22 protein-coding genes are annotated in these 26120 nt (G+C 66.1%); 14 read left to right on the forward strand and 8 right to left on the reverse strand.

Going from position 1 to position 26120, the window contains the following annotated elements; genetic code table 11:
• Nucleotides 1-104: 104 nt before the first annotated feature.
• Together ACE10W_RS26360 and ACE10W_RS26365 are read left to right on the forward strand one after the other, a co-directional pair.
• Nucleotides 105-641: a histidine phosphatase family protein gene (locus tag ACE10W_RS26360; protein WP_028173270.1), complete on the forward strand. Its 537-nt coding sequence runs from the start codon at nucleotides 105-107 to the stop codon at nucleotides 639-641.
• Between the two features lie 65 nt (nucleotides 642-706).
• Nucleotides 707-1132, forward strand: a complete 426-nt coding sequence (locus ACE10W_RS26365; protein ID WP_370204539.1) for a universal stress protein — start codon at nucleotides 707-709, stop codon at nucleotides 1130-1132.
• A 738-nt stretch (nucleotides 1133-1870) separates the two neighbouring features.
• Here ACE10W_RS26365 and ACE10W_RS26370 read toward each other — a convergent pair.
• Entirely contained in the window at nucleotides 1871-2107 is a 237-nt protein-coding gene (locus ACE10W_RS26370) for a DUF1127 domain-containing protein (RefSeq protein WP_028173269.1), read from the reverse strand.
• Nucleotides 2108-2290: 183 nt separating this feature from the next.
• Here ACE10W_RS26370 and ACE10W_RS26375 point away from each other — a divergent pair, with 183 nt between their 5' ends.
• Nucleotides 2291-3634: a PLP-dependent aminotransferase family protein gene (locus ACE10W_RS26375; protein ID WP_161534319.1), complete on the forward strand. Its 1344-nt coding sequence runs from the start codon at nucleotides 2291-2293 to the stop codon at nucleotides 3632-3634.
• Nucleotides 3635-3705: 71 nt separating this feature from the next.
• Here ACE10W_RS26375 and ACE10W_RS26380 read toward each other — a convergent pair whose 3' ends face one another.
• Both ACE10W_RS26380 and ACE10W_RS26385 read right to left on the reverse strand, forming a co-directional pair.
• Nucleotides 3706-4305, reverse strand: coding sequence for a YdcF family protein (locus ACE10W_RS26380; protein WP_161534318.1), 600 nt, complete (start codon nucleotides 4303-4305; stop codon nucleotides 3706-3708).
• A gap of 62 nt (nucleotides 4306-4367) precedes the next feature.
• Nucleotides 4368-4955: a hypothetical protein gene (locus tag ACE10W_RS26385; RefSeq protein WP_011088603.1), complete on the reverse strand. Its 588-nt coding sequence runs from the start codon at nucleotides 4953-4955 to the stop codon at nucleotides 4368-4370.
• A gap of 91 nt (nucleotides 4956-5046) precedes the next feature.
• Between ACE10W_RS26385 and ACE10W_RS26390 the strand changes: the two genes are divergently transcribed.
• Nucleotides 5047-5481 (forward strand): hypothetical protein, encoded by a 435-nt coding sequence (locus ACE10W_RS26390; protein ID WP_011088604.1) that lies wholly within the window; start codon nucleotides 5047-5049, stop codon nucleotides 5479-5481.
• Between the two features lie 5 nt (nucleotides 5482-5486).
• Here ACE10W_RS26390 and ACE10W_RS26395 read toward each other — a convergent pair whose 3' ends face one another.
• The 3 genes from ACE10W_RS26395 to ACE10W_RS26405 form a co-directional block, all read right to left on the reverse strand.
• Nucleotides 5487-7886, reverse strand: coding sequence for an EAL domain-containing protein (locus ACE10W_RS26395; protein ID WP_370204540.1), 2400 nt, complete (start codon nucleotides 7884-7886; stop codon nucleotides 5487-5489).
• Nucleotides 7887-7999: 113 nt separating this feature from the next.
• Nucleotides 8000-9409: an MFS transporter gene (locus tag ACE10W_RS26400; protein WP_271553900.1), complete on the reverse strand. Its 1410-nt coding sequence runs from the start codon at nucleotides 9407-9409 to the stop codon at nucleotides 8000-8002.
• Between the two features lie 236 nt (nucleotides 9410-9645).
• Nucleotides 9646-10152, reverse strand: a complete 507-nt coding sequence (locus ACE10W_RS26405; protein WP_370204541.1) for a ferritin-like domain-containing protein — start codon at nucleotides 10150-10152, stop codon at nucleotides 9646-9648.
• Between the two features lie 428 nt (nucleotides 10153-10580).
• Between ACE10W_RS26405 and ACE10W_RS26410 the strand changes: the two genes are divergently transcribed.
• From ACE10W_RS26410 to garD, 8 genes are all read left to right on the forward strand, one after another.
• Nucleotides 10581-11663: a YbhN family protein gene (locus tag ACE10W_RS26410; RefSeq protein WP_060908217.1), complete on the forward strand. Its 1083-nt coding sequence runs from the start codon at nucleotides 10581-10583 to the stop codon at nucleotides 11661-11663.
• Nucleotides 11664-11764: 101 nt separating this feature from the next.
• Nucleotides 11765-13717 carry a hypothetical protein gene (locus ACE10W_RS26415; protein ID WP_370204542.1) on the forward strand — a complete coding sequence of 651 codons (1953 nt, stop codon included), beginning with the start codon at nucleotides 11765-11767 and terminating at the stop codon, nucleotides 13715-13717.
• A 326-nt stretch (nucleotides 13718-14043) separates the two neighbouring features.
• Entirely contained in the window at nucleotides 14044-15384 is a 1341-nt protein-coding gene (locus ACE10W_RS26420) for an MFS transporter (RefSeq protein WP_028173261.1), read from the forward strand.
• Between the two features lie 123 nt (nucleotides 15385-15507).
• The gene (locus ACE10W_RS26425) at nucleotides 15508-16413 is read left to right on the forward strand and encodes a LysR substrate-binding domain-containing protein (RefSeq protein ID WP_011088611.1); all 906 of its coding nucleotides are present in this window, start codon (nucleotides 15508-15510) and stop codon (nucleotides 16411-16413) included.
• A 123-nt stretch (nucleotides 16414-16536) separates the two neighbouring features.
• The gene (gene kdgD / locus ACE10W_RS26430) at nucleotides 16537-17481 is read left to right on the forward strand and encodes a 5-dehydro-4-deoxyglucarate dehydratase (protein ID WP_011088612.1); all 945 of its coding nucleotides are present in this window, start codon (nucleotides 16537-16539) and stop codon (nucleotides 17479-17481) included.
• A gap of 24 nt (nucleotides 17482-17505) precedes the next feature.
• Complete coding sequence (gene gudD, locus ACE10W_RS26435; protein ID WP_011088613.1) at nucleotides 17506-18864, forward strand: glucarate dehydratase; 1359 nt, start codon at nucleotides 17506-17508, stop codon at nucleotides 18862-18864.
• A 23-nt stretch (nucleotides 18865-18887) separates the two neighbouring features.
• On the forward strand, nucleotides 18888-20336 hold the full coding sequence (locus ACE10W_RS26440) for an aldehyde dehydrogenase family protein (RefSeq protein ID WP_110116641.1): 1449 nt from the start codon (nucleotides 18888-18890) through the stop codon (nucleotides 20334-20336).
• A 113-nt stretch (nucleotides 20337-20449) separates the two neighbouring features.
• Nucleotides 20450-21991 (forward strand): galactarate dehydratase, encoded by a 1542-nt coding sequence (gene garD / locus ACE10W_RS26445; RefSeq protein WP_110116642.1) that lies wholly within the window; start codon nucleotides 20450-20452, stop codon nucleotides 21989-21991.
• A 3-nt stretch (nucleotides 21992-21994) separates the two neighbouring features.
• Here garD and ACE10W_RS26450 read toward each other — a convergent pair whose 3' ends face one another.
• Together ACE10W_RS26450 and ACE10W_RS26455 are read right to left on the reverse strand one after the other, a co-directional pair.
• Nucleotides 21995-22735 (reverse strand): hypothetical protein, encoded by a 741-nt coding sequence (locus tag ACE10W_RS26450; protein WP_370204543.1) that lies wholly within the window; start codon nucleotides 22733-22735, stop codon nucleotides 21995-21997.
• 5 nt (nucleotides 22736-22740) lie between these two features.
• Nucleotides 22741-23634, reverse strand: coding sequence for a MipA/OmpV family protein (locus ACE10W_RS26455; RefSeq protein WP_246790633.1), 894 nt, complete (start codon nucleotides 23632-23634; stop codon nucleotides 22741-22743).
• A gap of 340 nt (nucleotides 23635-23974) precedes the next feature.
• On the opposite strand from ACE10W_RS26455, the gene ACE10W_RS26460 reads away from it, so the two are divergent.
• Entirely contained in the window at nucleotides 23975-24655 is a 681-nt protein-coding gene (locus tag ACE10W_RS26460; RefSeq protein WP_110116645.1) for a response regulator transcription factor, read from the forward strand.
• Nucleotides 24652-26016, forward strand: coding sequence for a HAMP domain-containing sensor histidine kinase (locus ACE10W_RS26465; protein WP_110116646.1), 1365 nt, complete (start codon nucleotides 24652-24654; stop codon nucleotides 26014-26016). The genes ACE10W_RS26460 and ACE10W_RS26465 overlap by 4 nt, the downstream gene beginning before the upstream one ends.
• The last annotated feature ends 104 nt before the right edge of the window (nucleotides 26017-26120 follow it).

Raw genomic sequence — 26120 nt, forward strand, 5'->3', positions numbered from 1 at the left:
TGTCCAAATCTCATCGCGCTTTAAAGGACCGATCGGGCGCTTGTCACCTTGTCCTCAACCGGCGCCTGTAGATTATTCTGGACGTGCAACGATTCGAGAGTGCCATGCGCCGTTTGATGCTGCTGCGTCACGCCAAGACCGAGACTGACGCGCCGAGCGGCCGTGACCAGGATCGCCGGCTCGACGACCGCGGCCACAGGGATGCCGCCGAAATCGGCGACTGGATCGCCTCCCATCCCCCCTTCCCCGATACCGTGCTGGTGTCGCATGCCGTCCGCGCCCGGCAGACCTGGGACATCGCCTGGGCGACGATGAAGGGCCGCGTCCCCGCGCCTGAGGTCGAGGTCCTGCCGGAACTCTACGGCGCCGATCCCGCGCAGATCCTAAAATCCATTCGCACTGCAACCAACCCGGGCAACCCGAAGCGGCTGCTGCTGGTCGGCCACAATCCCGGCATGCATGAGATCGCCTTGATGCTGATGGGCGGCGGCGATCCGGCCGGCGCCAAGGCGCTCACCCACAACCTGCCCACCGCGGGGCTTGCGATCTTCGACTTTGACGTCAAGGATTGGGGGGACGTGGCCTACCGCCGCGGCAAGCTGGTGCTGTTCGTCAGCCCCAAGCTGCTTCGATCGGGATGAGACCCGCGGGTCTCGACCGGTTGATGCAGCTGATCGAGAGCTGACTGGAAGATTTGGAGGCGCAGATGTTCAAGTCCATCCTCGTGCCCATCGACCTCGCCGACACCGATCTCGCCAAGCCGGCGATCGCGACCGCGGCAACGCTGTCGCAGACCTGGAGCGGCACGGTGCGCCTGCTCAACGTGCTGCCGATGACGCCGGTGATGCTGGCCGAATACGTGCCTGCCGATTTCGACGAGCAGCAGCGCCAGACCTCGGAGGAAGCGCTCGCCATCGTCGCGCGCGAATCCGGCATCGAGCCCTCCCACATCTCCAGCGTGGTCCGCCAGGGCGGCATCTACCACGAGATTCTGGAGGAAGCCGTGCACATGAAGGCCGATCTGATCGTGATGACCTCGCACCGGCCGGCGATGCGCACCTATTTCCTCGGCTCCAATGCCGGGCACGTGGTGCGCTACGCGAAGTGCTCGGTGCTGGTGGTCAGGCACTGAGGGCTGCTCCGTAGCCTGTTGTTCCGGGCTACAAGCCCTTGCGTTGCCCGTCGGGCAAAACACCCAAACGGCAGGTCAATTCCCGCCGCCCAAAATATTCCATTTTACCGAAATTCGGAAACGGCGTATGTGTCGCCTCACTCCGGCCCAAGGAAGAGGGGCGTATCGCGATCGTCACGAACGCGGGCCGGGCGGCGGTGGACGCTAGTTGCATCGGCGCGAAGGGTTTCGCAGGGCGGGCAACCGTGAGCGAGGACGTCGCGCGCACGACCGGTGTGATCGGCGTACGGCCAAATCGTGTCGTCCTGGCGCCCGGGGTCTGTGCGCCAAGTCTTGCGGTGATGTGTGCGGCCCGACCGGACCGCGCGCGTCAGCCATCCGCAAGGCGACGGGGGCAATAGTGCATCGCTCCCCGGGGAGAGCACGACATAAGCCGTTCCAACCATTGCGCAGGGAAGGCCGGGATGTCTCCGGTTGCCCTGTTTCCCGCTGTGCATCGTAGCGCAATCCGCTTCTCGCATGGCGGTCAATGGGAGCCAGCCGGCTCCCGGCCTTCCCTGCGCCCTCTTTCGTTGGGCGTGACGCGACGAAGCAAAGCTCGGGCGAAACAAGCCGCGAGGATGCGAAAGTGTGTCTGCGAGTGAGATATCAGTTGATAGAGCGATGCCCGTGCCCGCACTCCGTCATTGCGAGGTCACCGCGCCCAGATCTACCGGGCACGGCGGACGTCAAAGCACGTTACAGATACCGCGTCATCTCGGCTTTGAACTGCCCGTAGACCGCGTCCTCGATCTGGCTGCGCGTGATCCCGATGTCGCGCAGGGCGTGGTCGTCGAGTTCGCTCAGCGTCTTGACGGCGGAGCGGCGCTCCAGGCGGTCGAACAGCGCATGGATGGCGCTGGCGAGAGCGCGGAAAAATCCGCTCGACGAGGATGGGCGTAAACTCCGCCCGGCAGCTTGCGAGATCGTGGTCATTTTTCTTCTCCGGCCTAATGTCCACGCGGCGAAGCGGGCGCCGTTGGCGCAGACGCTGGAGCGCCTGCACCTCATTTGCCATAGGATGGCTCTCGCTCTCCTCGGCTCAACGCGGACCTTGATGGAACTTAAATGCTCCAGTACATTGCTCGGAGCAAGGAAAACATTGCTCTCGGTGCAATAATGTCCAAGTTCGAGTATGTGAAGCTTGCCGATGCCATTGCCTCGGATATCTCTAATGGCACGTTAAGGCCCGGCGACCGGCTGCCTCCGCAGCGCAATTTTGCCTATGACCGTGGCATTGCGGTCTCGACCGCGAGCCGGGTTTATACGGAATTGCTCCGCCGCGGCCTCGTGGTCGGCGAAGTCGGCCGCGGCACCTTCATCTCCGGCGACATCAGGCGCGAAGTCGAGGCGCTGAGCGAGCCGCGCGACGCGCGGATCGACTTCGAGGTCAATTATCCGTTATTGCCGCAGCAATGGGCCATGATCGCCAAGAGCCTTGCGGGGCTCGAGCGCGTCGACGCGCTGGAATCCGCGCTGCGCGTCTCGACCAGCACCGGCACCAAGAGCGCGCGCAATGCGGCGGCCGCCTATCTCGGGCGCAAGGACTTTGCGCCGCAGGCCGAGCAGATCGTCTTCACCGCCAACGGCAAGCAGTCGCTCGCGGCCGCGCTCACGGCGCTCGTCCCCACCGGCGGCCGCTGCGGCGTCGAGGCGCTCACCTACCCTTACGTCAAGAGCATCGCGGCGCGGCTCGGCGTGACGCTGGTCCCGATTTCGATGGACGAGCATGGCGCGCGGCCCGACGCCATCCAGAAGGCGCATCGCGAGGCACACCTGTCGGCGCTCTATCTCCAGCCCATCATCCAGAACCCGCTCGGCGTCACCATGAACGCGACGCGGCGCGCCGACATCATGCGCGTCGCCGAGAAGCTCGATCTGACCATCATCGAGGACGCCGTCTACGGCTTCCTCGCCGACGACACGCCGCTGGCCGCACTCGGGCCGGACCGCTGCATCGTGATCGACAGCCTGTCGAAGAAGGTCGCGCCGGGCCTTGCGCTCGGCATCCTCGTCACCCCGCCGCGTCTGCGCGAGAGCGTGATGAGCGCGGTCCGCACCGGCGGCTGGATCGCCTCGGGCCATGCGCTCGCATCGGGGCAGCGGCTGATGGCCGACGGCACCGTCGCCGAGCTGACGCGCCTGAAGCGCATCGACGCCGCGCGCCGCCAACAGACCGCGGCAAGGCTGCTGGCCGGCTACCAGTTCGCCGCCGACCCGCGCTCCTATCATCTCTGGCTCACGCTGCCGCCGCACTGGCGTTCGCAGACCTTCGTTGCCGCAGCCGCCAGGCGCGGCATCGCGCTGACGCCGTCCTCGACTTTTGCAATCGCGCATGGTCACGCGCCGAATGCGGTGCGTCTCGCGCTCGCCCCGCCCACGTTCGAGCAGCTCGATTCAGGCCTGCGCACGCTCGTCTCGCTGCTCGGCACCAAGGAAGAGGACTTTGACTCGACGGAGTAACCTGAGCGTTTTCGAGCGAAGTGGATACCGGTTCGCGTAAAGAAAACGCGTCAAAACTAGAATCTTGCCCGTCAGCCCTCCGGCCATTCCGCGATAAAGCCCCTCGCCTTGTACGGCTCGATCTTGTCCCATTCATGCAGGACACGACGGCGAAATTCGACATCGGTGTGCCAGAGCGCGCGCGGCGTCGCAAAGCTGTCGACGGTGAGCAGCATCTTCTCGACCTCGGGCCAGTGCCGGTGCAGCGTCATCGGGTAGCGACGCGCGGTCCAGGTGTTGCCGAGGCAGATCACGCTGCGGATATTTTGCAGCCCAAGCGCCGCGTCGATGACCGGCAGCGAGAAGATCACGTTCTCGCCGGTATTCGTCGCGCCATGCTCCTCGAGGATCCGGTCCGCCGCAATGCCCGCCGCGACCATCGCCGCCTTGATGATGGTGCACTCGGATTGCTCCGAGCCCGGCGTCACGCCGCCGCTGACAATCGACCAGCGGAACAAGCCCTCGCGCCACAGCCTTGCGGCGGTGTCGGCGCGGAGTGCGATGTCCTCGCGGGTGCCGAACATGAACAAGAGGTCGGCCGGCCGGAGCGGCGTGTCGATCAGATGCGTGCGGTTGATCCTGGCGATCTCATCCGCCGCAGGCCGGCGCGTGCTGCAATCCATCGCTGACATGGCCGCACGATGCGACACCGGCACCGGGGCGCGAAGTCACGTTTGATTGCGGCCGATTGCAGCTAAGGCAACAAGGCCTTCGGCACGCGATCGAAGCTGTAGCTCTGCGGCTGGTTGCGCCGCACGAAGCCGCCGACCTGCCAGGCGAACAGCGCGGCAAAGCCGAGGATGAACAACGCGCCGGCGAAGGCGTCGATCATGAGCGCGCGGATCAGGAGCCCAGTCATCGCCACCGTCAGCACCGCCATGAACGCCAGCACCGCGGCATAGGTGTTGCGGCCGAGGCCTGCCGTCAGCACCGCGCGGCTGCCTGCTTTCGCCATCCGCGCATGGAGCTCGACGATGAAGTCGCGAAAGCCATTGTCCTGCGGCGCCATCAGCGCCGCAGTCTGCCAGCTCGTCGACAGGATCGCGATGCGGCCGCCACCGCTGCGGCTGACATCGGCGCGAAAGCGATGCTGCTGCATCGACACCGGGCGGAACGACAACCGGATTGCGCTGATCTCGTCGTAGCGCCACAGGCCGGAACGGCCGCCGATGTGCCAGGACAGCCCCGCGTCGGTCAGCTCGAAACGATGCGCCGAACCGATCAGCGACGCCTTGTAGGCATAGCTCGCGCCTGGGGCGCCCTGCGCGTCCGAAACCCGCATCTCGACAATCGATCCCGTCTGCAATCCCGACCGCGCAATCCGGTCTGCGACCCGCTTGCGCGGTCGCCCTCGCCCATCCTACAAGCGGGGCATGGCTGAGACGACCTTTTTTCCGCGCCGCCTGATTCTCGGGGCTGCCGTGATCTGCGGCGTGCTGCTCGCGCTCGCGGTGCACATGCTGGGCGCGCGCTACGGGCTCGACCTCGGCGGCCTCTGGCGCTCCGACACGCATGAGTTCATTCCGGCGGGCGCTGCGATCGCCTGGTGGCTGATCGCCACGGTCGGCTTTTCCGGCGGGTATTTCACGGCGACATTGATGCAGAGCGCCGCCCACGGCCAGATCCCGCAACGGATGCGGCAATTCCTGATCGCGGTCGGCGTGCTCCTGCTTGCGGGCGCCGGCCAGGTGGCCTCGGCCCCGAGCCCGATCCCGACGGTCTCGGGCGTGCTTGCCGGGCTCGCCGCGCTGTGCCTTGGCGCTGTGATGGCATTCTGCGGCGCGCATTTCGCGCTGCGCCGCGGCTAGCCTTTCTAGGCCGAGGCGCGCAGCCGCGGGCGCTCCAGCATCAACGCCACATCCGAGGCGGGCCGCGGCTTGCTGAACAGATAGCCCTGCGCCTGGGTGCAGCCCTCGCGCCTGAGCAGCTCGAGCTGCGCGTCGTTCTCGACACCTTCCGCGGTGGTCACGATGCCGAGGCTGCGACCGAGCCCGGTCACGGCCCGGATGATCGCCATGGAATCCTCCCGCGTCGCGAGCTCCGACACGAAGGAGCGGTCGATCTTGATCTTGTCGAACGGGAAGCTGCGCAAATAGCTCAGCGACGAATAGCCGGTGCCGAAATCGTCGAGCGATATCCGCACCCCCATGGCGCGCAGCTCGTGCAGGGTGGTCAGCGTCGCCTCGCTATTCTGAAGCAGCACGGATTCAGTGATCTCGAGCTCGAGCCGGCGCGCCGGCAGTCCCGAGACGGTCAGCGCCGCGGTCACGGATGCGATCAGGTTCGGATTCCTGAACTGCACCGGCGACAGGTTGACCGCGACATCGACATCGTCGGGCCAGGTGGCCGCGTCGGTGCAGGCGGAACGCAGCACGAATTCGCCGAGTTGGACGATGAGTCCGGTCTCCTCGGCCAGCGGAATGAAGTTGATGGGGGCGATCAGGCCGCGCTGCGGATGGTTCCAGCGCAGCAACGCCTCGAAGACGACGACGCGACCACTGGCGACGTCGCGGATCGGCTGATAGTACGGCTGGAACTCGTCGCGTTGCAGCGCTGCGCGGAGATCCATCTCCAACAGACGGCGCGCCTGTGCGCGCGCATCCATGCCGGTCTCGAAGAAGCGGTAGGTGCCGCGGCCGTCCGCCTTTGCGCGGTACAGCGCAAGGTCGGCGTTCTTCAGAAGCTCGTCCGCGTTGCTGCCGTCCTGCGGCGACAGCGAGATGCCGATCGAGACACCGATGACGATCTGATGGTCGTCGATCTCGTAAGGCGCCGAGATCACCTCGACGAGGCGGCCGGCAAGGCACCTCGCTGCGGCTTCCTCCGACCGTCCGATCTGGACCACTGCGAATTCGTCGCCGCCAAGCCGCGCCACCGTGTCGCTCTCGCCGACGGTGGCCTTCAGCCTGCGGCCGACCTCCTTGAGCAGCGCATCGCCGATGGGATGGCCGAGCGAGTCGTTGATGTCCTTGAAGTGATCGAGATCGAGGCAGAGCACCGCGAGCTGGTCGCCCGAACCCGTCCGGCGCAGACCCTGCTCGAGCTGCTCGTGGAACAGCACGCGGTTCGGCAGACCGGTCAGCGCGTCATGACGCGCCATGTGCGAGATCTTCGCCTGCGCCTCCAGCCATTCGGTGATGTCCTCGAAGGTCGCGACCCAGCCGCCGCCCTGCATCGGCTGGTTGACGACCCGGATGGAGCGGCCAAACCGGTTGACGACCTGGCTGGTCGTGCGGCCCTCGCGCGCGTCGACCACGAGGCGCGCAAAGAATTCATCCGCATCGCCCTGCCACTGGCCCTTGGCCTGCTCTTCCCGCAGCACGTCGACCAAGAGGCGGCCGGTCAGCGCGATATCGGTGCGACGAAGCATCGCCGCGTAGCGCTCGTTGAACAGCATGATCTTGCCGTCCGCGTCGAACATGCACAGCCCCTGCGACATGTTCTCGAGCGCGGTATCGAGCACGACCTGCTGGCGTCCCAATTCGCCCTTGGCGCGGCGGTCGAGCACAGCCGCTGCGAGCGCGATCGCGATGATCGCGACGGCCGCGCTGGCGGTGAGGACCGACAAGGAGGCCGGCGGGATCGACAGGCCGCTGATGACGATCGAAGGATCCGGCGTCAGCTCCACGGCGCCCATGGCGGTGAAATGATGCGAGACGATGGCGACGGTCAGCAGCACCGTCGCACCGAGCGCATTCGCCACGCCGTCGCGCCGCCCCGCGACGACCAGCGCAAGCGATCCAAAGACGATACCGAGAACGATCGAGACCGCCACGGTGTCGGTCGCCCAGCCGATGCGCGCGGGAATCTCGAGCGCCATCATGCCGGTGTAATGCATTGCGGCAACGCCGCCGCCAACGACGGCGCCACCGAGCGCGACCGGAATCGTCCGCGTCACCGACACCGAGATGCTCAGCCCGACGAAGGTGACCGCAATCGCGAAGATCAGCGACAGAACGGTCACGGGGATATTGTAGGCGCCGCCGGCGCCCGGCCCGTAGGCCTGCATCGCGATGAAATGGGTTGCCCAGATGCCGCAGCCTGCGACGACGGCGTCCAGCGCGATCCACGATACGCGAGCACCGCCGCTTGCCGCACGCGCGCGCTGGAACAGGCTGATCGCCGCCGCGCTCGCGAGCAGGCACACTGCGCCGCCGAGTGCGACGAGGCGCCAGTCATGCTGGTCCGTGAGACAGTAAAGAACTTGATACATTGCCGGCCCCTATCCGACCCGCACTAGAGCGGGCAGAGATGGACAGTCGGTAACCGGCTATGTGCTGGGTTCGGCGATGGTGAACGGAAGATGTGTGCGTTTGCTCACATTGTTCATCTTCGCGAAGGCGCGCCGATCCCGATCACGGCGGCAGCGAGCAGCAGGACGGTGGCCGATACCACCAGCGATGCGTGCAGGCCGGTCATGAATGCACCTTCCGAGGCCACCAGCGAGCCGAACAGCGCAACGCCGAGCACGCTGCCGGTCTGCCGCGTCGCGTTCAGGACGCCCGCCGCGATGCCGGAGCGCGCCTTCTCGACGCTGCCCAGCAGGGTCGAGGTCAGCGGCGGCACCAGCAGCCCAAGTCCGCCGCTGATCGCGATCATCTGCGCGCAGATCATCCAATAGCTCGTGTCAGCCTCGATCCAGATCAGGCCGAGACAGCCGAGCGCCGAGATAAAGGCGCCGACGACAATGGTCGGGCACGGACCGACGCGCTCGGCGAGGCGCGGCGCCAGCAGATTGACCGGGAGCACCGCGGCCATCATCGGCACGAAGGCGAGTCCGGTCCACCACGCCGACAGCCCGTTGATCCTCTGGAAGTACAGGCTGAGCACGAAGATCAGGCCGTAGATCGCGATGTTTACGAGCAGGCCGACGAGCGCGGTCAGGGTAAACAGCCGGTGACCGAACAGGGACAAGGGCAGCATCGGCTGCGCCGCGCGGCTCTCCCGCCAGACGAACAGCACGGCGAGGACGAGGGCTGAAGCGAAGGCCGCGAGCACGGCCGGATGGTCCCAGCCAAGCGCGCCGCCCTCGATGATCGCGCCGGCGAGCGCCCCCAGCGCGCCGATTGCCGTAAGCTGGCCGGGCAGATCGATCTCGCGCGAGGGCGCGCGCGTAGTCTCCGTCGCATAACGCCAGCTCAGCCAAAGGCCCATGAGGCCGATCGGAAGGTTGACGAGAAAGATCGCGCGCCAGCCGACCAGCGTGATCAGCGCGCCGCCGACGAAGGGGCCCGCGGTCAGCGCTAGGCTCGCTCCGGCAGCCCAGATCGCGACGGCGCGGCCGCGCGCGCGGTCGTCGGCATAGGCATGATTGAGCAACGCCAGCGAATTCGGCACCAGGATCGCCGCCGCTAGGCCCTGGACCAGTCGTGCCGCGATCAGCACGATTGCATTGGGGGACGATGCACAGGCGAGCGAGGCCGCAGTGAAGATGGCGAACCCGGCCATGAAGACGCGCTTGGCGCCGATCCGGTCGCCGAGTGCGCCGGCCGTCAGGATGAAGGCGGCAAAGGCAATGGTATAGGCGCTGACGACCCATTGCAGCTCGGCGACACCGCCGCCGAGCGTCCTGCCCATCGCGTCGAGCGCGGTGTTGACGATGGTGACGTCGAGCTGCACCACGCCATAGCCGAGGCTCATCGCGGCCAGCGTCAGGGAGGTTGCAGGACGAGATGAGGCGCGCGGCGCGCCGGCTCCGTCGTCGAAGGCTTCGTATTTGATGGTGCTTGCTCGCATGCTGCCACCTCGGTTGCAGCCCCACGCGACATATAGGCTTCCGGCCTGCCGTCATGTTTCGACAATGGCCGAAGGATGGATGTGTGGCGAGCGTGCCCACCCGAAACTCGGCGTCGTCGCCCGCGCAGGCGGGCGATCCAGTACTCTGCAGCCGCGCGCGGGAAATGACGACGGCCGAGGCAAGGGCAAAAGCGCCGCGCGAACCACCGCGCGGCGCTTTCCTGCCTACACCAGCGCTAGCTCGCCGCGCGCAGATTCACCTTGCTCTCGGCGAGCGCCGTGAGCTTCTGGTCGGTCGCCTTCTCTTCCTCGAGCGTCTTGGCGAGCACGGCGGCGCAGTCGCTCCGGCCGAGCTGCTTGGCCCAGGCGATCAGGCTGCCGTAACGCACGATCTCGTAATGCTCGGCGGCCTGCGCCGCATTGATCAGCGCAGCGTCCAGCACCGCCTTGTCGGCGACCTCGCCGGCGGTCTCGTCGGCCTCCTCGATGATGCCGTCGATCGCCGGGCAGTCGACCGCCTTCACCTGTGCGCCGTGCATCTTGAACACTTCCTCGAGCCGCTTGACGTGCTGCTTCGTTTCCTCGAGGTGCGTCAAAAAGCCCTTTTTCAGCCGCGGGTCGGTGGCCTTGTCGGCCATCTTCGGCAGCGCCTTGGTGAGCTGCTGCTCGGCATAGTAGATGTCCTGGAGCTGATGCACGAACAGGTCGTTCATGGTCTTGATGTCTTTTGTGAACAGTCCCATCGTTCCGATCCTCTTGGGTTTCGGGAACACGGGGGCGCCGGCTCGCACGAATAGCCGCATATTCCCGCCATGTTCGATTGCTGATGGGGCGCTAACGGGCACGCGGCATCGACGTTCCAAAAAAGCCGGCATCGCTTGCGCTGGAACAATGCCGCGGACGGCACGATATGAAAGCATGCCAATATACGAACGCGCGGGCCTGGCCGGTTTGGCGACTCATATGCTTAACGCGCGTCCGATGTGAACCACATATGACAAAAGTCGCCGGTCCGGCACAGAACCTATCCTTGTCAAGGGCTGCACAAGTCACCGTTTTTGTCTTAAATGAGCTGGATCATGCCTAGCGATCGACGCCTGCCTTTGGCAACCATCGCGCCCGACTGGCCAATGCCTGGCCTTGTCGGTCTTGCCCCCTGCCGGGAGGATGAATGCACGGACTGCTGCCCGCGTTGAAGCGCGGCTTCAAGAGATGGATTGGCTGGCGACGGCTCGGAATTGCCGCGAGCGTCTTCATCATCGCCTTCGCAATCACCACGCTGGTGCGGACCCTCAAAGGTATCGATACCGGCGTCATCCTGACCGCATTGACCGAGATTCCCCGCGGGAATATCGGGCTGGCGGCGATCTGCGTCTTCTTCGCGTTCTGTACGCTGACCTTCTACGATTTTTTTGCACTGCGAACGATCGGCAAGAAGCACGTGCCCTATCGCATTGCAGCGCTCTCCAGCTTCACGTCCTATTCGATCGGCCACAACATCGGCGCCACCGTCTTTACCGGCGGCGCGATCCGCTTCCGGATCTATTCGGATTACGGGCTGAACGCGATCGACGTCGCAAAGATCTGCTTCCTGTCGGGCCTGACCTTCTGGCTCGGTAACATCTTCGTGCTCTCGATCGGCATGGCCGTCCATCCCGATGCCGCCTCCTACATGGATCAGCTGCCGTCGTCGATCAACCGGCTGATCGCGTTCGGCGGCCTCGCCTCGATCGGCGCCTATCTGGTCTGGCTCTGCATGGGCGAGAAGCGCCGCGAGCTCGGCCAGAAGGGTTGGAAAGTGGTGCTGCCCTCGGCGCCGCTGACGCTGGTGCAGATCCTGATCGGCGTGGTCGATCTCGGCTTCTGCGCCACGGCGATGTACCTCTTGATACCGGCCAATCCGCCGATCGACTTCCTGTCGCTGGCGGTCGTGTTCATCCTGGCGACGCTGCTCGGCTTTGCCAGCCATGCCCCCGGCTCGATCGGCGTATTCGATGCCGCCATGCTGGTGGCGCTGCCGGAATTCGGCCGCGAGCAGCTTCTGGCGACGCTGCTGGTGTTCCGCCTGCTCTATTTCGTGATCCCGTTCGGCCTCGCCATCTCCATCATGGGCACGCGCGAGCTCTGGATGAACGTGGTCGAGCCCTGGCAGGAGCGACGGCGGCTGGCGGAGGCCTGCGCCCAGGCCAACCTGCCCAAGCAGGTGGCGGCAATGGAGCGCGAGCGGTCGCTGCGACAGGCCAGCAAGCGCTAGGGCGCTGGACGGCGCCCGCAAAAATCGTCAGACAAGGTTGCGGGCGGGGGGAGCAATCCTCTCTTATTTCCGCCTCAACTTTGCCGTTGAACACGCGGGCCATGATCCGACCATCTCTTCGCACCTTCTTCGCGGGCGCCCTGCTGCTTGCCGGGATTTTGACCGCTTTGCCGCCCGAGCGCGCAGCCGCGCAGGACGCCGGCGCCATGCAGATCAATTGGGAGGTGCGCAACCGCTTCCGCCTGTTCCGCGAGGAGCGCGACTTCCTGCTTCATGTGGAGAACGCGCGTAACCGCAGCATCCTCGCCGCCGAGCAGTCGCTGGAGCTCCAGAGCGAGGGTCGCGGCTGGGCCCGCAACATGGTCAACCGGCTCTGCATCGACCTCCAGGGCCGGGTCAACCAGCCCTGCGCCCGCGACAACGTCAAAGAGAACTACCTCACCCCGATCGACCATCCCGTGACCGTGCGCCTGACCGGCGCGGTGCCGGTCGGCGCCACCTGCGCCTGGTCGTTCGACGACGGCGACGGGCCGCAGACCTCGACCTTCGACTGTGCCGAGCCGGTCAACCTGCGCGTCCGCTACGGCCGGCAGACGGTCGCGAGCGTCGACGTCTCCTCCGGCTCCGATCCGACCCAGCGCGTTCAGACCGAGATCCAGGTCCGCGACATCTTCGTCGCCGGCCTCGGCGACAGCATCGCCTCGGGCGAAGGCAATCCCGACCGGCCGCTGGCGCTGTCGGACGAAGGTTTCTGCTTCCGCTCCTATCTCGGCACCGCCGGTGCGCAGTACTACCGGCCGAGCCGCGCCGGCTATAAAGGCGGCCGAGCCTGCGAGGCGCCCGATACGCTCGCCAACTGGCAGCGCTACGGCGCGCTCTGGTTCAACTCCCCCTGCCACCGCTCGCTCTACAGCTACCAGGCCCGCACCGCGCTGGCGCTCGCGGTGCGCTACACCCACATCGCGGTGACCTTTCTGCCGCTCGCCTGCACCGGCGCCAGCATCGGCGACGGGCTGCTCGGCTCGCAGCGCGCCCGCGAATGCGCGCCGAGCAAGAACGGCAATTGCCAGACCAGCGTGAACGCGCAGGTCGCCGAGCTGCGCGAGGCGCTCACCGCGGCGAAAAAGCGCCAGCCGGACCGCACGCTCGATCTCGTGCTGCTCTCGATCGGTGCCAATGATGTCTACTTCTCCGGTCTCGTCGCCGACGTCATCGTCGACACCGCGACCGAGCGCGCGCTGTTCCGTCGCTCCGGCGTGATGGCGAGTGTCGACGATTCCCGCGATGCGCTGGCGCGCGAGCTGCCGCAGAATTTCGTCAAGCTGCGCGAGGCGCTGAAGCCGCTGGTCGGCGGCGACCTCTCGCATGTGGTCTATGTCTCCTACGCCAATCCGGCGCTCGCGGACGGCGGCGTGCCCTGCCGCGGCGGCCGCGCCGGCTTCGACATTCATCCGTCCTTCAACGCCGATCCGCAGCGCCTCGCCCGCGTCTCGACCTTCGTCGACACCGAATTCCTGCCTCAGTTGAAGGGGCTCGCCACCTGCACCCGCGGCGCGCTGTGCCGCGATCCCGAAGCCGACCGCATGACCTTCGTCGATGCGCATCAGGCAGCGTTCGCCGATCACGGCTTCTGCGCGCATGCGGGCAACGATCCCGAATTCGACCGCACGTGTTTTGCCGAGAACGGCCAGAGCTTCAATCCCGATATCGTGAGCGCGGCGAGCCAGCCGATGCTGTGCGGCCGCGGCGCCTCCGAGTATCGCGCCTATCTGCCGCGCGCGCGCTGGATCCGCGACGCCAATGACAGCTACTTCGCCGCGATGACCTATCCGCAAGGCCTGCCGGCCGCGAGCCAGCCGACCGACATCCACGACGCCACCTGGGGCGTGCTCTCCGCCGTCTATGGCGGCGCCGTGCATCCAAGCGCCGAAGGCCACGCCGCGATGGCGGATGCGGCGCTGCCGGCCGCAAGCAGCGTGCTCGGGCTGGACGCAGTACCGCCGCCCGTGACGCGGGGACTGCTGCCGCAGCTGCTACCGAGCGCGCGGCAATAGAAGCAAGAGCGAGCGCTCTCCACACCGTCATTGCGAGCGCAGCGAAGCAATCCAGAGTCCATCCGCCGAAAGATTCTGGATTGCTTCGCTGCGCTCGCAATGACGCGCTGTGAGTACGAATACTATCTCCCCGAGTCGTCCTGGCTTTCGCCAGAACGACGATTGGGACGAGCGCGGTCTCCATCCTCACGATCGTTCCCTCCCACCTGCCGTTCCATCAATCCAAAAACGGCATCGATCGATACTCCCTTGAACTTGGACACTTTGCCGCGCGCGCCTCTAGGAGTCGTGGTGAGGAAACATTTCGAGTTCTAAGGAGGCGCGTGATGAGCGCAGTGGTGTCCGCAGCGGACGTGAGGAGGTCTCGCGTCAGGCTGTTCATCGTGACCATGTTGTTCCTGGTCACGACCGTCAACTACGCCGACCGCGCCACGCTCTCGATCGCGGGCCCCGCGCTCTCCAAGGAGCTGCATCTCGATCCCGTCGCGATGGGCTGGATCTTCTCGGCCTTCGGCTGGTCCTATGTGATCGCGCAGGTGCCGGGCGGCTGGCTGCTCGACCGCTACGGCTCGCGCCTCGTCTATGCCTTCAGCATCATCGTCTGGTCGCTGTTCACGCTGATGCAGGGCTGGGTCGGCTTCCTCAGCGCCGGCGCTGCCATCGTCGTGCTGTTCGCACTCCGCCTCCTTGTCGGCGTCGCGGAAGCGCCGTCCTTCCCCGCCAATGCCCGCATCGTCGCCGCCTGGTTTCCCGGCAACGAGCGCGGCACCGCGTCCGCCTTCTTCAATTCGGGCCAGTATTTCGCGACCGTGATCTTCGCGCCGCTGATGGGCTGGATCGCGCATGACTACGGCTGGCGCTACGTGTTCTTCGTGATGGGCGCGCTCGGCGTGATCATGGGTCTCGTCTGGATCAAGACCATCTACGGCCCGAAAGAGCACCCTGGGATCAACGAGGCGGAGTTCGACTACATCAAGGAGGGCGGCGCGCTGGTCGATCTCGACGCGCCCAAGGAAGAACGTGCGCCTCAGTCCGGCTCCGGGTGGGACCACATCCGCCAGTTGCTCTCCAACCGCATGATGCTCGGCGTCTATCTCGGCCAGTACTGCATCAACACGCTGACCTATTTCTTCCTGACCTGGTTCCCGGTCTACCTCGTCAAGGAGCGCGGCCTGTCGATCCTGCAGGCCGGCTTCGTCGCGACGCTGCCGGCGCTGTGCGGCTTCATCGGCGGTGTGCTCGGCGGCATCATCTCGGACGCGATCCTGCGCAGCACCGGTTCGCTGACCATGGCGCGCAAGATTCCGATCGTCGGCGGCATGCTGCTGTCGATGTCGATCATCGCCTGCAACTATGTCGACGGACATGCACTGGTGGTCGGCTTCATGGCGCTCGCCTTCTTCGGCAAGGGCATCGGCGCGCTCGGCTGGGCTGTCGTCTCCGACACCTCGCCGAAGGAAGCCGGCGGCGTCTCCGGCGGCCTGTTCAACACCTTCGGCAACCTCTCCTCGATCACCACCCCGATCGTGATCGGCTACATCCTGGCCGCGACCGGCTCCTTCAATGGCGCGCTGCTGTTCGTCGGCGCCAATGCGCTGGTCGCCGCGTTCGCCTATCTCGTCGTGGTGGGCAAGATCGAGCGGGTGGTGCTCAAACGTTCCTCCTGAGGGCTCCCGCGGGAGCTTGACCAGGCAACTCAACGGCGGCTCACAAAGCCGCCGTCTTTGTTTTGGGGATGATCGATGCTAGAAGTGCCGGGGAAACGCCTTATTCATCTAAGGCATGTATCGATGTTCGACCTCAACCAGCTCCGCTGTTTCGTCACGGTGGCGGAGGAATTGCATTTCGGCCGCGCCGCCGCGCGGCTGAACATGACCCAGCCGCCGTTGTCGCGGCAGATCCAGGTGCTCGAGCACATCATCGACGCGCCGCTGCTGGAGCGCACCAGCCGTTCGGTGCGCCTGACGCCGGCTGGCCGCAGCTTCCTGCCGGAGGCGCGGCGCATCCTGAAGCTTGCGGAAAGCGCCTCGCAGGTCGCCCGCCGCATCGCGCTGGGCAAGACCGGCTCGCTCAAGATCGGCTTTACGGCGGCGGCCGCCTACGGCTTCCTCCCCGAGCTGGTCGCGGCCTGCCGCGCCAAGCTGCCCGAAGTCGATTTCTCGCTGAAGGAGATGGTCTCCGGCGACCAGTTCGAGGCGCTCAGCTCCGGCCAGATCGACGCCGGCCTGCTCAGGCCGCCGATCGCGCGCCCCGAAGTGGCCAGCCGCCGCGTCGTCGCCGAGCCCCTGCTTGCCGCGATCCCGAAGAAGCATCCGCTGGCGAGCGCCGACAGCATCACCATCAAGGATTTCGACGACCAGCCCTTCGTGATGTATTCGCCCTATGAGAGCCGCTACTTCCACGATCTCCTGGTGGCGCTGTTCACCCGCGCCGACGTGCTGCCGCGCTATGTCCAGCATCTGAGCCAGATCCACTCGATCCTCGCCATGGTCCGCGCCGGCCTCGGCCTTGCCATCGTGCCGGCCGCGGCCGCAAGCCTGAAGATCTCCGACGTGCGGCTGCGGCCGCTCAAGTTGCGCACGCGCGTCCCGGTCGAGCTGTTCATGGTCTGGCGCCGCGACGACGAGAATCCGCTGCTGTCGGCGCTGGTCAAAATCGCCGGTGAATTGTCCTCCGCGGAGACCATGGAAGATTGATGCTGATTTCGCATCGGTCGATATAGGCTTTGGCTTGGACGCGCATCGAACGGTCTCCTAAACCACGGCGCATGGACGCGCAGGCTTGCGTCCTCCACAACACGCAATTAGGGAGCCGCGCCCATGAGCAAGATGACCCCGCAGGAAATGGCCCAGACGATCGGATCGGGCCTCCTGTCCTTCCCCGTCACGCCGTTCAAGGCGGACTACTCCTTCGACGAGGCGACCTACCGCGCCAACATGGACTGGCTGTGCGGCTATGACGTCGCGGGCCTGTTCGCCGCAGGCGGCACCGGCGAGTTCTTCTCGCTGACGCCGACCGAGGTCCCGCAGATCGTCAAGATCGCCGTCGAGGAGACCAAGGGCCGCGTGCCCGTGCTCGCCGGCACCGGCTACGGCACCGCGATCGCCCGCGAGATCGCTGTTGGCGCCGAGAAGGCCGGCGCCGACGGCCTGTTGCTGCTGCCGCCCTATCTCACCCATTCCGAGCAGGACGGCCTTGCCGCCCATGTCGAGGCGGTCTGCGCCGCCGTGAAGATCGGCGTCATCGTCTACAACCGCGACAACGCCATCCTTCAGCCCGACACGCTCGCCCGTCTCGCCGAGCGCTGCCCGAACCTCGTCGGCTACAAGGACGGCATCGGCGACATCGAGCTGATGACCCGCGTCTACACCAAGCTCGGCGACCGCCTCACCTATATCGGCGGCCTGCCGACCGCGGAAACCTTCGCGCTGCCCTATCTCGACATGGGCGTGACGACCTACTCCTCGGCCGTGTTCAACTTCGTTCCGGAATTCGCGACCAACTTCTACGCCGCGGTGCGCAAGCGCGATCACGCCACGATCCATGCCGGGCTGAAGGACTTCATCCTGCCGCTGATCGCGATCCGCAACCGCAAGAAGGGTTATGCGGTCTCCATCATCAAGGCCGGCATGAAGGTGATCGGCCGCGACTCCGGCCCGGTCCGCCCGCCGCTGACCGATCTCACCGAGCAGGAGATTGCGGAGCTGACCGCGCTGGTCAAGAAGCTGCCCGCCATCCGATCGTCACAACAGGCTGCAGAATAACAAGACAACAGGGAGGAGCATGCGATGGCCCAGACTGACATCTCCGGCGCGCCAGTCGCCGGCGCACCGGTCGTCACGGCGATGCAGGTGATCCCGGTCGCGGGCCGCGACAGCATGCTCCTCAACTTAAGCGGCGCGCACGCGCCGTTCTTCACCCGCAACATCGTCATCCTCACCGACAATGCCGGCCACACCGGCGTCGGCGAGGTGCCGGGCGGCCAGAAGATCTGGCAGACGCTCCAGGACGCGCGCGATCTCGTGATCGGCAAGACCGTCGGCGCGATGAACAACATCCTCGCCGACGTCCGCACCGCCTTCGCCGATCGTGACGCCGGCGGCCGCGGCAAGCAGACGTTCGACCTGCGCGTCATGATCCATGCGGTCACGGCGATCGAGTCCGCGCTGCTCGACCTGCTCGGTCAGCATCTCAACCTGCCGGTCGCCGCGCTGCTCGGCGAAGGCCAGCAGCGCAAGAGCGTCGAGACGCTCGGCTACCTCTTCTTCGTCGGCGATATCAGCAAGTCCAGGCTCGACTACGTCACGGGCGAGACCGGCAAGGCGGAGTGGTTCAACCTCCGCCATCAGGAGGCGATGACGCCGGAGACCGTGGTGCGGCTCGCGGAAGCCACCCACGATCATTACGGCTTCGCCGATTTCAAGCTCAAGGGCGGCGTGCTCCGCGGCGAGCAGGAGATCGAGGCCGTCACCGCGATCGCCAAGCGCTTCCCCAACGCGCGTGTCACGCTGGACCCGAACGGCGCCTGGTCGCTCGACGAGGCTGTCAGCCTCTGCAAGGACATGCACGGCATCCTCGCCTATGCCGAGGACCCCTGCGGCGCCGAGGCCGGCTTCTCCGGCCGCGAGATCATGGCCGAGTTCCGCCGCGCCACGGGTCTGCCCACAGCGACCAACATGATCGCCACCGACTGGCGCCAGCTCTCCCATGCGCTGCGTCTCGGCGCGGTGGACATTCCGCTGGCCGATCCCCACTTCTGGACCATGCAGGGCTCGGTGCGCGTGGCCCAGACCTGCCGCGACAACGGCCTGACCTGGGGCTCGCACTCCAACAACCATTTCGACATCTCGCTCGCGATGTTCACCCATGTCGGCGCCGCCGCCCCCGGCAAGGTCACCGCGATCGACACCCACTGGATCTGGCAGGATGGCCAGGCGCTGACCAGGGAGCCGCTCCGGATCAAGGGCGGCAAGATTGCGGTCCCCGACAGGCCGGGCCTGGGTATCGAAATCGACAGGGCGGCCATCGACGCCGCGCATGACCTCTACAAGCAGCATGGACTCGGCGCCCGCGATGACGCTATTGCCATGCAGGACCTGATCCCCGGCTGGACCTTCGACGACAAGCGTCCCTGCCTCGTTCGGTAAGAAACTTTCCCTGGAGGAATGATATGACTGCGATCCTGAAAAACTTCATCGGCGGCGAATGGGTCGACGGCTCCGGCGTCACCAGGAACATCAACCCCTCCAACACCAACGACCTCGTCGGCGAATACGCCAAGGCCGACAAGGCGCAGACCGAGAAGGCGATCGCGGCCGCCAAGGCCGCCTTCCCCGCCTGGGCGCAGTCGACCCCGCAGGTGCGCTACGACGCGCTGAACAAGATTTCTCTCGAAATCCTCTCCCGTAAGGAAGAGCTCGGCCGCCTGCTCGCCCGCGAGGAAGGCAAGACCCTGCCCGAAGGCATCGGCGAGGTCGCGCGTGCCGGCCAGATCTTTGCGTTCTTCGCCGGCGAAGCGCTGCGGCTGATCGGCGAGAAGGGCGCATCCGTCCGCCCCGGCCTCGACGTCGAGCTCACCCGCGAGCCGATGGGCGTCGTCGGCATGATCACGCCCTGGAATTTCCCGATCGCGATCCCGGCCTGGAAGATCGCGCCGGCGCTTTGCTACGGCAACACGGTCGTGTTCAAGCCTGCCGAGCTGGTGCCGGGCTCGGCGCATGCGCTGTCCGAGATCATCACCCGCTCCGGCATTCCGGCGGGTGTGTTCAACCTCGTCGTCGGCTCCGGCTCCGTGGTCGGCCAGACCCTGCTCGATCACCCCGACGTCGCCGCGATCTCCTTCACCGGCTCGGTGCAGACCGGCCGCAAGATCGCGCAGGCCTGCGTGCTGTCGAACCCGATGAAGAAATTCCAGCTCGAGATGGGCGGCAAGAATCCGCTGGTCGTGCTCGACGATGCGGACCTCAAGACCGCCGTCGAGGTCGCCGTCAACGGCTCCTACTTCTCGACTGGCCAGCGCTGCACCGCCTCCTCGCGTCTGATCGTCACCGAAGGCATCCATGACCGCTTCGTCGCCGCGATGGCCGAGCGCCTGAAGGGCCTGTCGGTGGACGACGCGCTCAAGGCCGGCGTGCATATCGGCCCCGTCGTCGACCAGAGCCAGCTCGACCAGGACCTGCGCTACATCAAGATCGGCCAGGACGAAGGCGCAAAGCTCGCCTTCGGCGGCGAGCTGCTCCAGCGCGAGACGCCCGGCCACTACCTCCAGCCGGCGCTGTTCACCGAAGCCAACAACAACATGCGCATTGCGCGCGAAGAGATCTTCGGCCCGGTCGCCGCCGTCATTCGCGCCAAGAACTACGAGGAAGCGCTCGCGATCTCGAACGACACCGAGTTCGGCCTCGCTTCCGGCATCTGCACCACCAGCCTGAAATACGCCTCGCACTACAAGCGCAACAGCGAGTCCGGCATGGTGATGGTCAACCTGCCGACCGCCGGCGTCGACTATCACGTGCCGTTCGGCGGCCGGAAGGGCTCGAGCTACGGCGCCCGCGAGCAGGGCTCCTATGCCCGCGAGTTCTACACGACGGTGAAGACCGCTTATACCTATCCGGGTTGAGACATCGTAGGGTGGGCAAAGCGAAGCGTGCCCACCACTTACGCTCGGTGTGAAGACGGTGGGCACGGCGCGTTGCGCCTTTGCCCACCCTACGATTTCGGAGGCAAGCGCAGATGGACCAGTCAGTCGCAGCGAAAGAGCAGCCCCGCTACATCAAGCTCAACGAGCGCGACAATGTCGCGATCGTGGTCAATGATTTCGGGCTTCCCGCCGGCTCCCGCTTCGCCTGCGGCCTGACACTGCGCGCCTTCGTGCCGCAGGGGCACAAGACGGCGCTGGTCGACATCGCGGAAGGCACACCGATCATCCGCTACGGCGAGGTGATCGGCTACGCGCTCTCGCCGATCCTGGCCGGCGAATGGGTGGATGAGGCGCGCATTCGCATGCCGGAGGCCCCTGCCCTCGACAAGCTGGAAATCTCGACCGCCGTGCCCGCTCCGCTGCCGCCGCTCGAAGGCTTCACCTTCGAGGGCTACCGCAATCCGGACGGCTCGGTCGGCACCAAGAGCATCCTCGGCATCTCCTCCTCCGTGCAATGCGTCAAGGGCACGATGGAATATGCGGTGAAGCGCATCCGCGCCGAGCTCTTGCCGAAATACCCGAACGTCGACGACGTCGTGCCGCTGACGCACGCCTATGGCTGCGGCGTCGCCATTAACGCGCCCGACGCGGTGGTGCCGATCCGCACGCTGCAGAACCTCGCGCTCAACCCCAATTTCGGCGGCGAAATTCTGGTCATCAGCCTCGGCTGCGAGAAGCTCGCGCCCGAGCGGCTGGTGCCGGAAGGCATCAGCGATGCCATCGTCCGCATGCAGGACGAAGCCTTCGACGGTTTTGGCGCGATCGTCGATGCGATCATGACACAGGCCGAAGCGCGCCTGAAGATTCTCAACAAGCGCACCCGCGAGACCTGCCCGGCCTCCGATCTCGTCATCGGCCTGCAATGCGGCGGCAGCGACGCGTTCTCCGGCGTCACCGCGAACCCCGCGGTCGGCTTTGCCGCCGACCTCCTAGTGCGCGCCGGCGCCACCGTGATGTTCTCGGAAGTCACCGAGGTGCGCGACGCGATTCAGCTCCTGACGCGACGCGCCATCAACGAGGATGTCGGGCGTGCCTTGGTGCGCGAGATGGCCTGGTACGATTCCTACCTAGCCCGCGGCGGCGCCGACCGCAGCGCCAACACCACGCCCGGCAACAAGAAGGGGGGCCTTGCCAACATCGTCGAGAAATCATTGGGCTCGATCGTGAAGTCCGGCTCGTCCGCGATCACCGGCGTGCTCTCGCCCGGCGAGAAGGCGACGCAGAAGGGCATGCTGTTCGCGGCAACGCCTGCCTCCGACTTCATCTGCGGCACGCTCCAGCTCGCCTCCGGCATGACCTTGCAGGTGTTCACCACCGGCCGCGGCACGCCCTACGGCCTTGCGGCAGCGCCTGTGATCAAGGTCGCGACCCGCAGCGAGCTCGCGCGGCGCTGGAAGGACCTGATCGACTTCGATTCAGGCAGCATCGCCACCGGCGAGAAGACCATCGAGGAATGCGGCTGGGACCTGTTCCGCCTGATCCTCGACGTCGCCTCCGGCCGCACAAAACCGTGGTCGGATCGCTGGGGCATCCACAACGACCTCACGCTGTTCAATCCGGCGCCGGTGACCTGAGAGTCACGGACTGTCGGTCAGGTGCATGTCGCCCAGCGTGATGGGCAGGCTGCGCGTGATGAGGTCCGCAATCGCCGCGCGCAGCCGTTCGCCCGAAGCCGAACCGCCGAACGTCTCGTCAACCGGCCCGCTCGGGCCGGCGAGCCGGAGGGTGCCGGTGTTGTCGAGCGGCGCAGCCGCCCGCTTCTCGATCACGTCGAATGACTTGCCGTCGATGACACGCACCTCGTACAGCGCGTGGATCAAACCGTAATCCGCAAGCAGCGTCCGGTATTCGGCGAGCCCGACACCCTCGACGTTGCGGCCGTTTCCAAGCTTCGATCTTGCCCTTGTGATGACGATGTACGCATCCAGCCCCTGTGGCGTGACATCGCTGCGAACCAGCTCCTTGAACGGATCGCTGCGCAGGAGATTGACGGGCGCGACCGCCGAATCCCTGATCGCGGCGAACGCGGCGCGCCTGTAGCTCACGGCCTGCACGCGGAAGCGTGGGCTCAGCAGCCTCGTCGCCTGCTGGACGATCATCTCGTCCAGCCCCCACGCGCTGATCGAGGTGCTTTGCCCGGTGTTGCCGAGCGCGGTCAGGCCGGCCTGCGTCAGGCTCATCTCCTCGCCGATGGCCGAGACGATGCCGACGGTCTTGATCGCCTGGAGCCGGCTCGCGCGCGTCTCGAACGCCGCGGCGGCACTGAGGACGACGGAAGTCACCGCAAGGGCGATCCATAGAACAACATGACGGCGCATGACGACTATCGAATCCTGAAGTCGAACGAATAGGACGCACCGAGGCCGATCGTGGTCTGGTTCGACGATCCACGCAGCCTCACCAGCGGACTGTCCGCGGCGTCGCCAAGCAGCTTCTCGTATTCGACATAGGCATGGACCTCCCACTGGGGATTGATGCGATAGGAGATCTGGCTGCCGAAGCCGACCGAGTGCGCACCGCCCCTGGCATCGTACGTCGGCAGTCCCGACGCCAGCGCCCGCGCCGCGTCGACGCCGAAATACGGCGCGGTCGCCTTGGTGCTCTTCCAGGTGAAGCGCGGGCCCGCCGAGATCGTGAGCCTTTGAATCAGCGGCACGATGACGTCGGCGGAAACGTCGGCCACCGTGCCGGTATGGCCACCCACGCCCTGACGCAGTTCGCTGCGCAGACGCAACCAGTCGACCGGATAGTATTCGACGAAGCCGCCGAGCTCGTATGCGGCCTTGACGTCGCCGAGACCTGTCAGCTCGGAATATTTGTCGCTCTTGCGCGACGAGACGTATTTGAACGCAGGCCCTGCGCGAAAATTGCCGACGTCGAGCAGCGCAATGCTGGCGCTGTCGCGGGGGCCGCGAAACTGGTCGAACGATCCGGCGCGGCGAATCGAGAAGATTGGAATCGGGCGGAATTTTCCGTTGTTCGACCCGACGAAGTCCGGCGTGTATTCGCCGCCGATGCCAACCATGACGGTCCAGTTGCCGGAGGGCGAGGGCAGCATCGGTACATCGAACGGCGGAGCCGGGAGCGTAAACGCGGTCTGCGCCGATGCAGACTGAGGGATCGCCATGATCGCGCCGAGTGCGGCAAGGAATACGCTCAGCAAGCTTTGCTGCGCGCGCGCGGCACGATCGAGAGCGGCTTCGTCAAGATGCTTCATTACTGGGCCCCGGACCGGCCCTGCTGGCCGGTCGACTGGTGTGGTCAGGAGCCCAGCATGTGATCCGGCAAAATTGCCCCAAGATTGCAACGGGCAACCGTCCCTGCGACATTCCGCGCGCCAGATGCGCCGCCGGATCAACATTGCCCGAACATTGCCCGGGCCACGTTCACGCTCCTAACTTTGACCGCGCGCGAAGTGAGCGCTCTCGTCCCTGCCTTTTATTCGCCAAGCTCGCTGCCTTAAAGGGAACCTCGCGCACGAACCGAACTGCCGGAATTCGGCCAGCGAGCGTCAAGGTCGGGGTTTTGTTGCCCCAGCAGAGTCAAGGACGACCCGCGTGCGCTCCCTCGTGATCGAAGACGAACCGCAGATCGGCGCCTATGTCAGCCGCCTGCTCGGGCAATTGCACGGCGTCGTCGACCTTGTCGGCTCGATTGCCGATGCCCGGCAGGCGCTGGACAACTTCAAATACGATCTCGCCATCGTCGACCGAATGCTGCCGGACGGCGATGCGCTCGAGGTGGTCACGGCGCTGAGCCGGTCGCCGGAACGCCCCGCCATCATCATGCTGACGTCCAAGGACGCCAAGGAGGATGTCGTCGACGGCCTCAACGGCGGCGCCGACGACTATCTCGGCAAGCCGTTCGAGCCGCAGGAGCTGATTGCGCGGGTGCGCGCCGTCTTGCGCCGGCCTCGCCTGCTCGCACCCGCGGTGCTGTCGCTCGGCAATGTCGAGCTGCATCTCGGCAGCAACGAGGCGGTGGTCGCCGACACCAAAATCCTGCTGCGGCGGCGCGAGGCGCTGATCCTCGGAGCGCTCCTCATGCGCCGCGACCGCGTCATCACCCGCTCCGCCCTGATCGAGGAGATCTACGGCTTCGACGACGAGATCGAATCCAACACGCTCGAAGCGCAGGTCTCGCGCCTCAGGAAGAAGCTGGCCGCGCTCGGCGGCGACGTCGAGATCCGCAGCATGCGCGGCATCGGCTACATCCTGCGGCTGGCAACGCCGCGATGACGTCGATCGCCCGGACCTTTGCGCTGTCGCTCGGCATCGCCGCGACGACGATTTTCCTGATCATGCTCGGCCTCTTCATCTGGCGCTATCCGATGGAGGAACGCGAGTTCAGGGCTTGCCGGGTCGTGGCCGCCGTTCTCGATCGCGCCACCATGGTCGAAGGGCAAAACCTGACGGTGCGCCCGACGCCCGCCCTCGAAGAGCTGAAGGCGGACAGCCCGAACCTCTGGTACGTCGTGTCCGCAGGCGACATGGTCAGCGAGTACGGCAGCGAACGCCGGCCGGCCCTCCCCTTCGCGTTTCCCTATCACGGGCCCGTCGGCTCATCGGTCTTCAGCACGCTCGACCAGAAGAGCACCTTCTGCCTCGCCGTCGTGCAAAGGGGTTCGCTGCAGCTCGCGATGATGGTCGGCGAGCCTCACGTCCGTTTCGCCCGGCTTGCAAGAAACTTTCTCATCCGCAGCGTCTTTTCGATCACGCTGCTGGCGCTGGCCTTTGCCGCGACCGTTGCCGTCGGCGCGGCGCTGGCCGCGCGTTTCGTCTCACGCGGTATCGAACGGGTGGCGCTTCGCGCGCTCGCAATCGACCCTGCAGCACCGCAAGGTCTGATCTCCCTGTGCGAGGTCCCTCGCGAGCTGAAGCCGCTGGTCGAGGCGCTGAACCGCGCCTTCGGCGAGATCGACGCCTATATCAGGATGCAGCGCCGCTTTCTCGGCAATGCTGCCCATCAGCTCCGCACGCCGCTCACACTGCTGCGCGCGAAGATCGACGACGTGCCCGATCCGGCACTGAAGGTCGAGCTGGTGCGGGATGTTCGCCGCCTCACCTCGCTGGTCTCCGCCATGCTCGACCTCGCGCGCCTGCAAAATCACGCGATCGAGAAGCGGCCGATCGATCTTGCGGAGATCACGCTGGACGTGCTGGCCGATTTCGGCCCCTCGGCGCTGGACGCCGGCATAGAGCTTGCGCTGGAGCGGGCCGACCAGGGACCGCTGCTGGTGCAGGGCGTGGACGCAGCCATTCGCAGCGCGCTCGCCAATCTCGTCGGCAACGCGCTCATCCACGCCCGTGGCGCGCGACGCATCACCGCCACGCTCGATCGCGGCAGCATCTCGATCCACGATGACGGCGCGGGCCTGCCCGACGATGCGGAGCACAAGCTGCTCGAGCCGTTTCAGACCGGCAACAGCGCGGGCGACGGCGCCGGCCTCGGCCTGTCGATCGTCCGCGAGATCATGGCCGCCCACGGCGGCGAGCTGGTCATCTCCTCCGAGCCCGGCCGCGGCACGACGATGCGCCTGTGCTTTCCCGAGGCCACAGCGACGACCAGATCCCGGCAGCTCGATCTGCAAACGCGCTAGCAAATCGCCTCGGCCTCCGTGAAACCGTCCGGAAACATTGGCGCGGAAAACTTCTTCCGCGTTTCGCGCCTGTCGCATCACGCAATCAAATAGAGCGCCGGCGG

It is taken from the genome of Bradyrhizobium sp. B025 (assembly GCF_042257955.1).
Classification (GTDB): Bacteria; Pseudomonadota; Alphaproteobacteria; order Rhizobiales; family Xanthobacteraceae; genus Bradyrhizobium; species Bradyrhizobium diazoefficiens.

Bases quoted from the DNA above. Each gene is read 5' to 3' on its own strand.
- ACE10W_RS26360 (WP_028173270.1), top strand. From the start codon at position 105: ATGCGCCGTTTGATGCTGCTGCGTCACGCCAAGACCGAGACTGACGCG.
- ACE10W_RS26365 (WP_370204539.1), top strand. From the start codon at position 707: ATGTTCAAGTCCATCCTCGTGCCCATCGACCTCGCCGACACCGATCTC.
- ACE10W_RS26370 (WP_028173269.1), bottom strand. From the start codon at position 2,107: ATGACCACGATCTCGCAAGCTGCCGGGCGGAGTTTACGCCCATCCTCG.
- ACE10W_RS26375 (WP_161534319.1), top strand. From the start codon at position 2,291: ATGTCCAAGTTCGAGTATGTGAAGCTTGCCGATGCCATTGCCTCGGAT.
- ACE10W_RS26380 (WP_161534318.1), bottom strand. From the start codon at position 4,305: ATGTCAGCGATGGATTGCAGCACGCGCCGGCCTGCGGCGGATGAGATC.
- ACE10W_RS26385 (WP_011088603.1), bottom strand. From the start codon at position 4,955: ATGCGGGTTTCGGACGCGCAGGGCGCCCCAGGCGCGAGCTATGCCTAC.
- ACE10W_RS26390 (WP_011088604.1), top strand. From the start codon at position 5,047: ATGGCTGAGACGACCTTTTTTCCGCGCCGCCTGATTCTCGGGGCTGCC.
- ACE10W_RS26395 (WP_370204540.1), bottom strand. From the start codon at position 7,886: ATGTATCAAGTTCTTTACTGTCTCACGGACCAGCATGACTGGCGCCTC.
- ACE10W_RS26400 (WP_271553900.1), bottom strand. From the start codon at position 9,409: ATGCGAGCAAGCACCATCAAATACGAAGCCTTCGACGACGGAGCCGGC.
- ACE10W_RS26405 (WP_370204541.1), bottom strand. From the start codon at position 10,152: ATGGGACTGTTCACAAAAGACATCAAGACCATGAACGACCTGTTCGTG.
- ACE10W_RS26410 (WP_060908217.1), top strand. From the start codon at position 10,581: ATGCACGGACTGCTGCCCGCGTTGAAGCGCGGCTTCAAGAGATGGATT.
- ACE10W_RS26415 (WP_370204542.1), top strand. From the start codon at position 11,765: ATGATCCGACCATCTCTTCGCACCTTCTTCGCGGGCGCCCTGCTGCTT.
- ACE10W_RS26420 (WP_028173261.1), top strand. From the start codon at position 14,044: ATGAGCGCAGTGGTGTCCGCAGCGGACGTGAGGAGGTCTCGCGTCAGG.
- ACE10W_RS26425 (WP_011088611.1), top strand. From the start codon at position 15,508: ATGTTCGACCTCAACCAGCTCCGCTGTTTCGTCACGGTGGCGGAGGAA.
- kdgD (WP_011088612.1), top strand. From the start codon at position 16,537: ATGAGCAAGATGACCCCGCAGGAAATGGCCCAGACGATCGGATCGGGC.
- gudD (WP_011088613.1), top strand. From the start codon at position 17,506: ATGGCCCAGACTGACATCTCCGGCGCGCCAGTCGCCGGCGCACCGGTC.
- ACE10W_RS26440 (WP_110116641.1), top strand. From the start codon at position 18,888: ATGACTGCGATCCTGAAAAACTTCATCGGCGGCGAATGGGTCGACGGC.
- garD (WP_110116642.1), top strand. From the start codon at position 20,450: ATGGACCAGTCAGTCGCAGCGAAAGAGCAGCCCCGCTACATCAAGCTC.
- ACE10W_RS26450 (WP_370204543.1), bottom strand. From the start codon at position 22,735: ATGCGCCGTCATGTTGTTCTATGGATCGCCCTTGCGGTGACTTCCGTC.
- ACE10W_RS26455 (WP_246790633.1), bottom strand. From the start codon at position 23,634: ATGAAGCATCTTGACGAAGCCGCTCTCGATCGTGCCGCGCGCGCGCAG.
- ACE10W_RS26465 (WP_110116646.1), top strand. From the start codon at position 24,652: ATGACGTCGATCGCCCGGACCTTTGCGCTGTCGCTCGGCATCGCCGCG.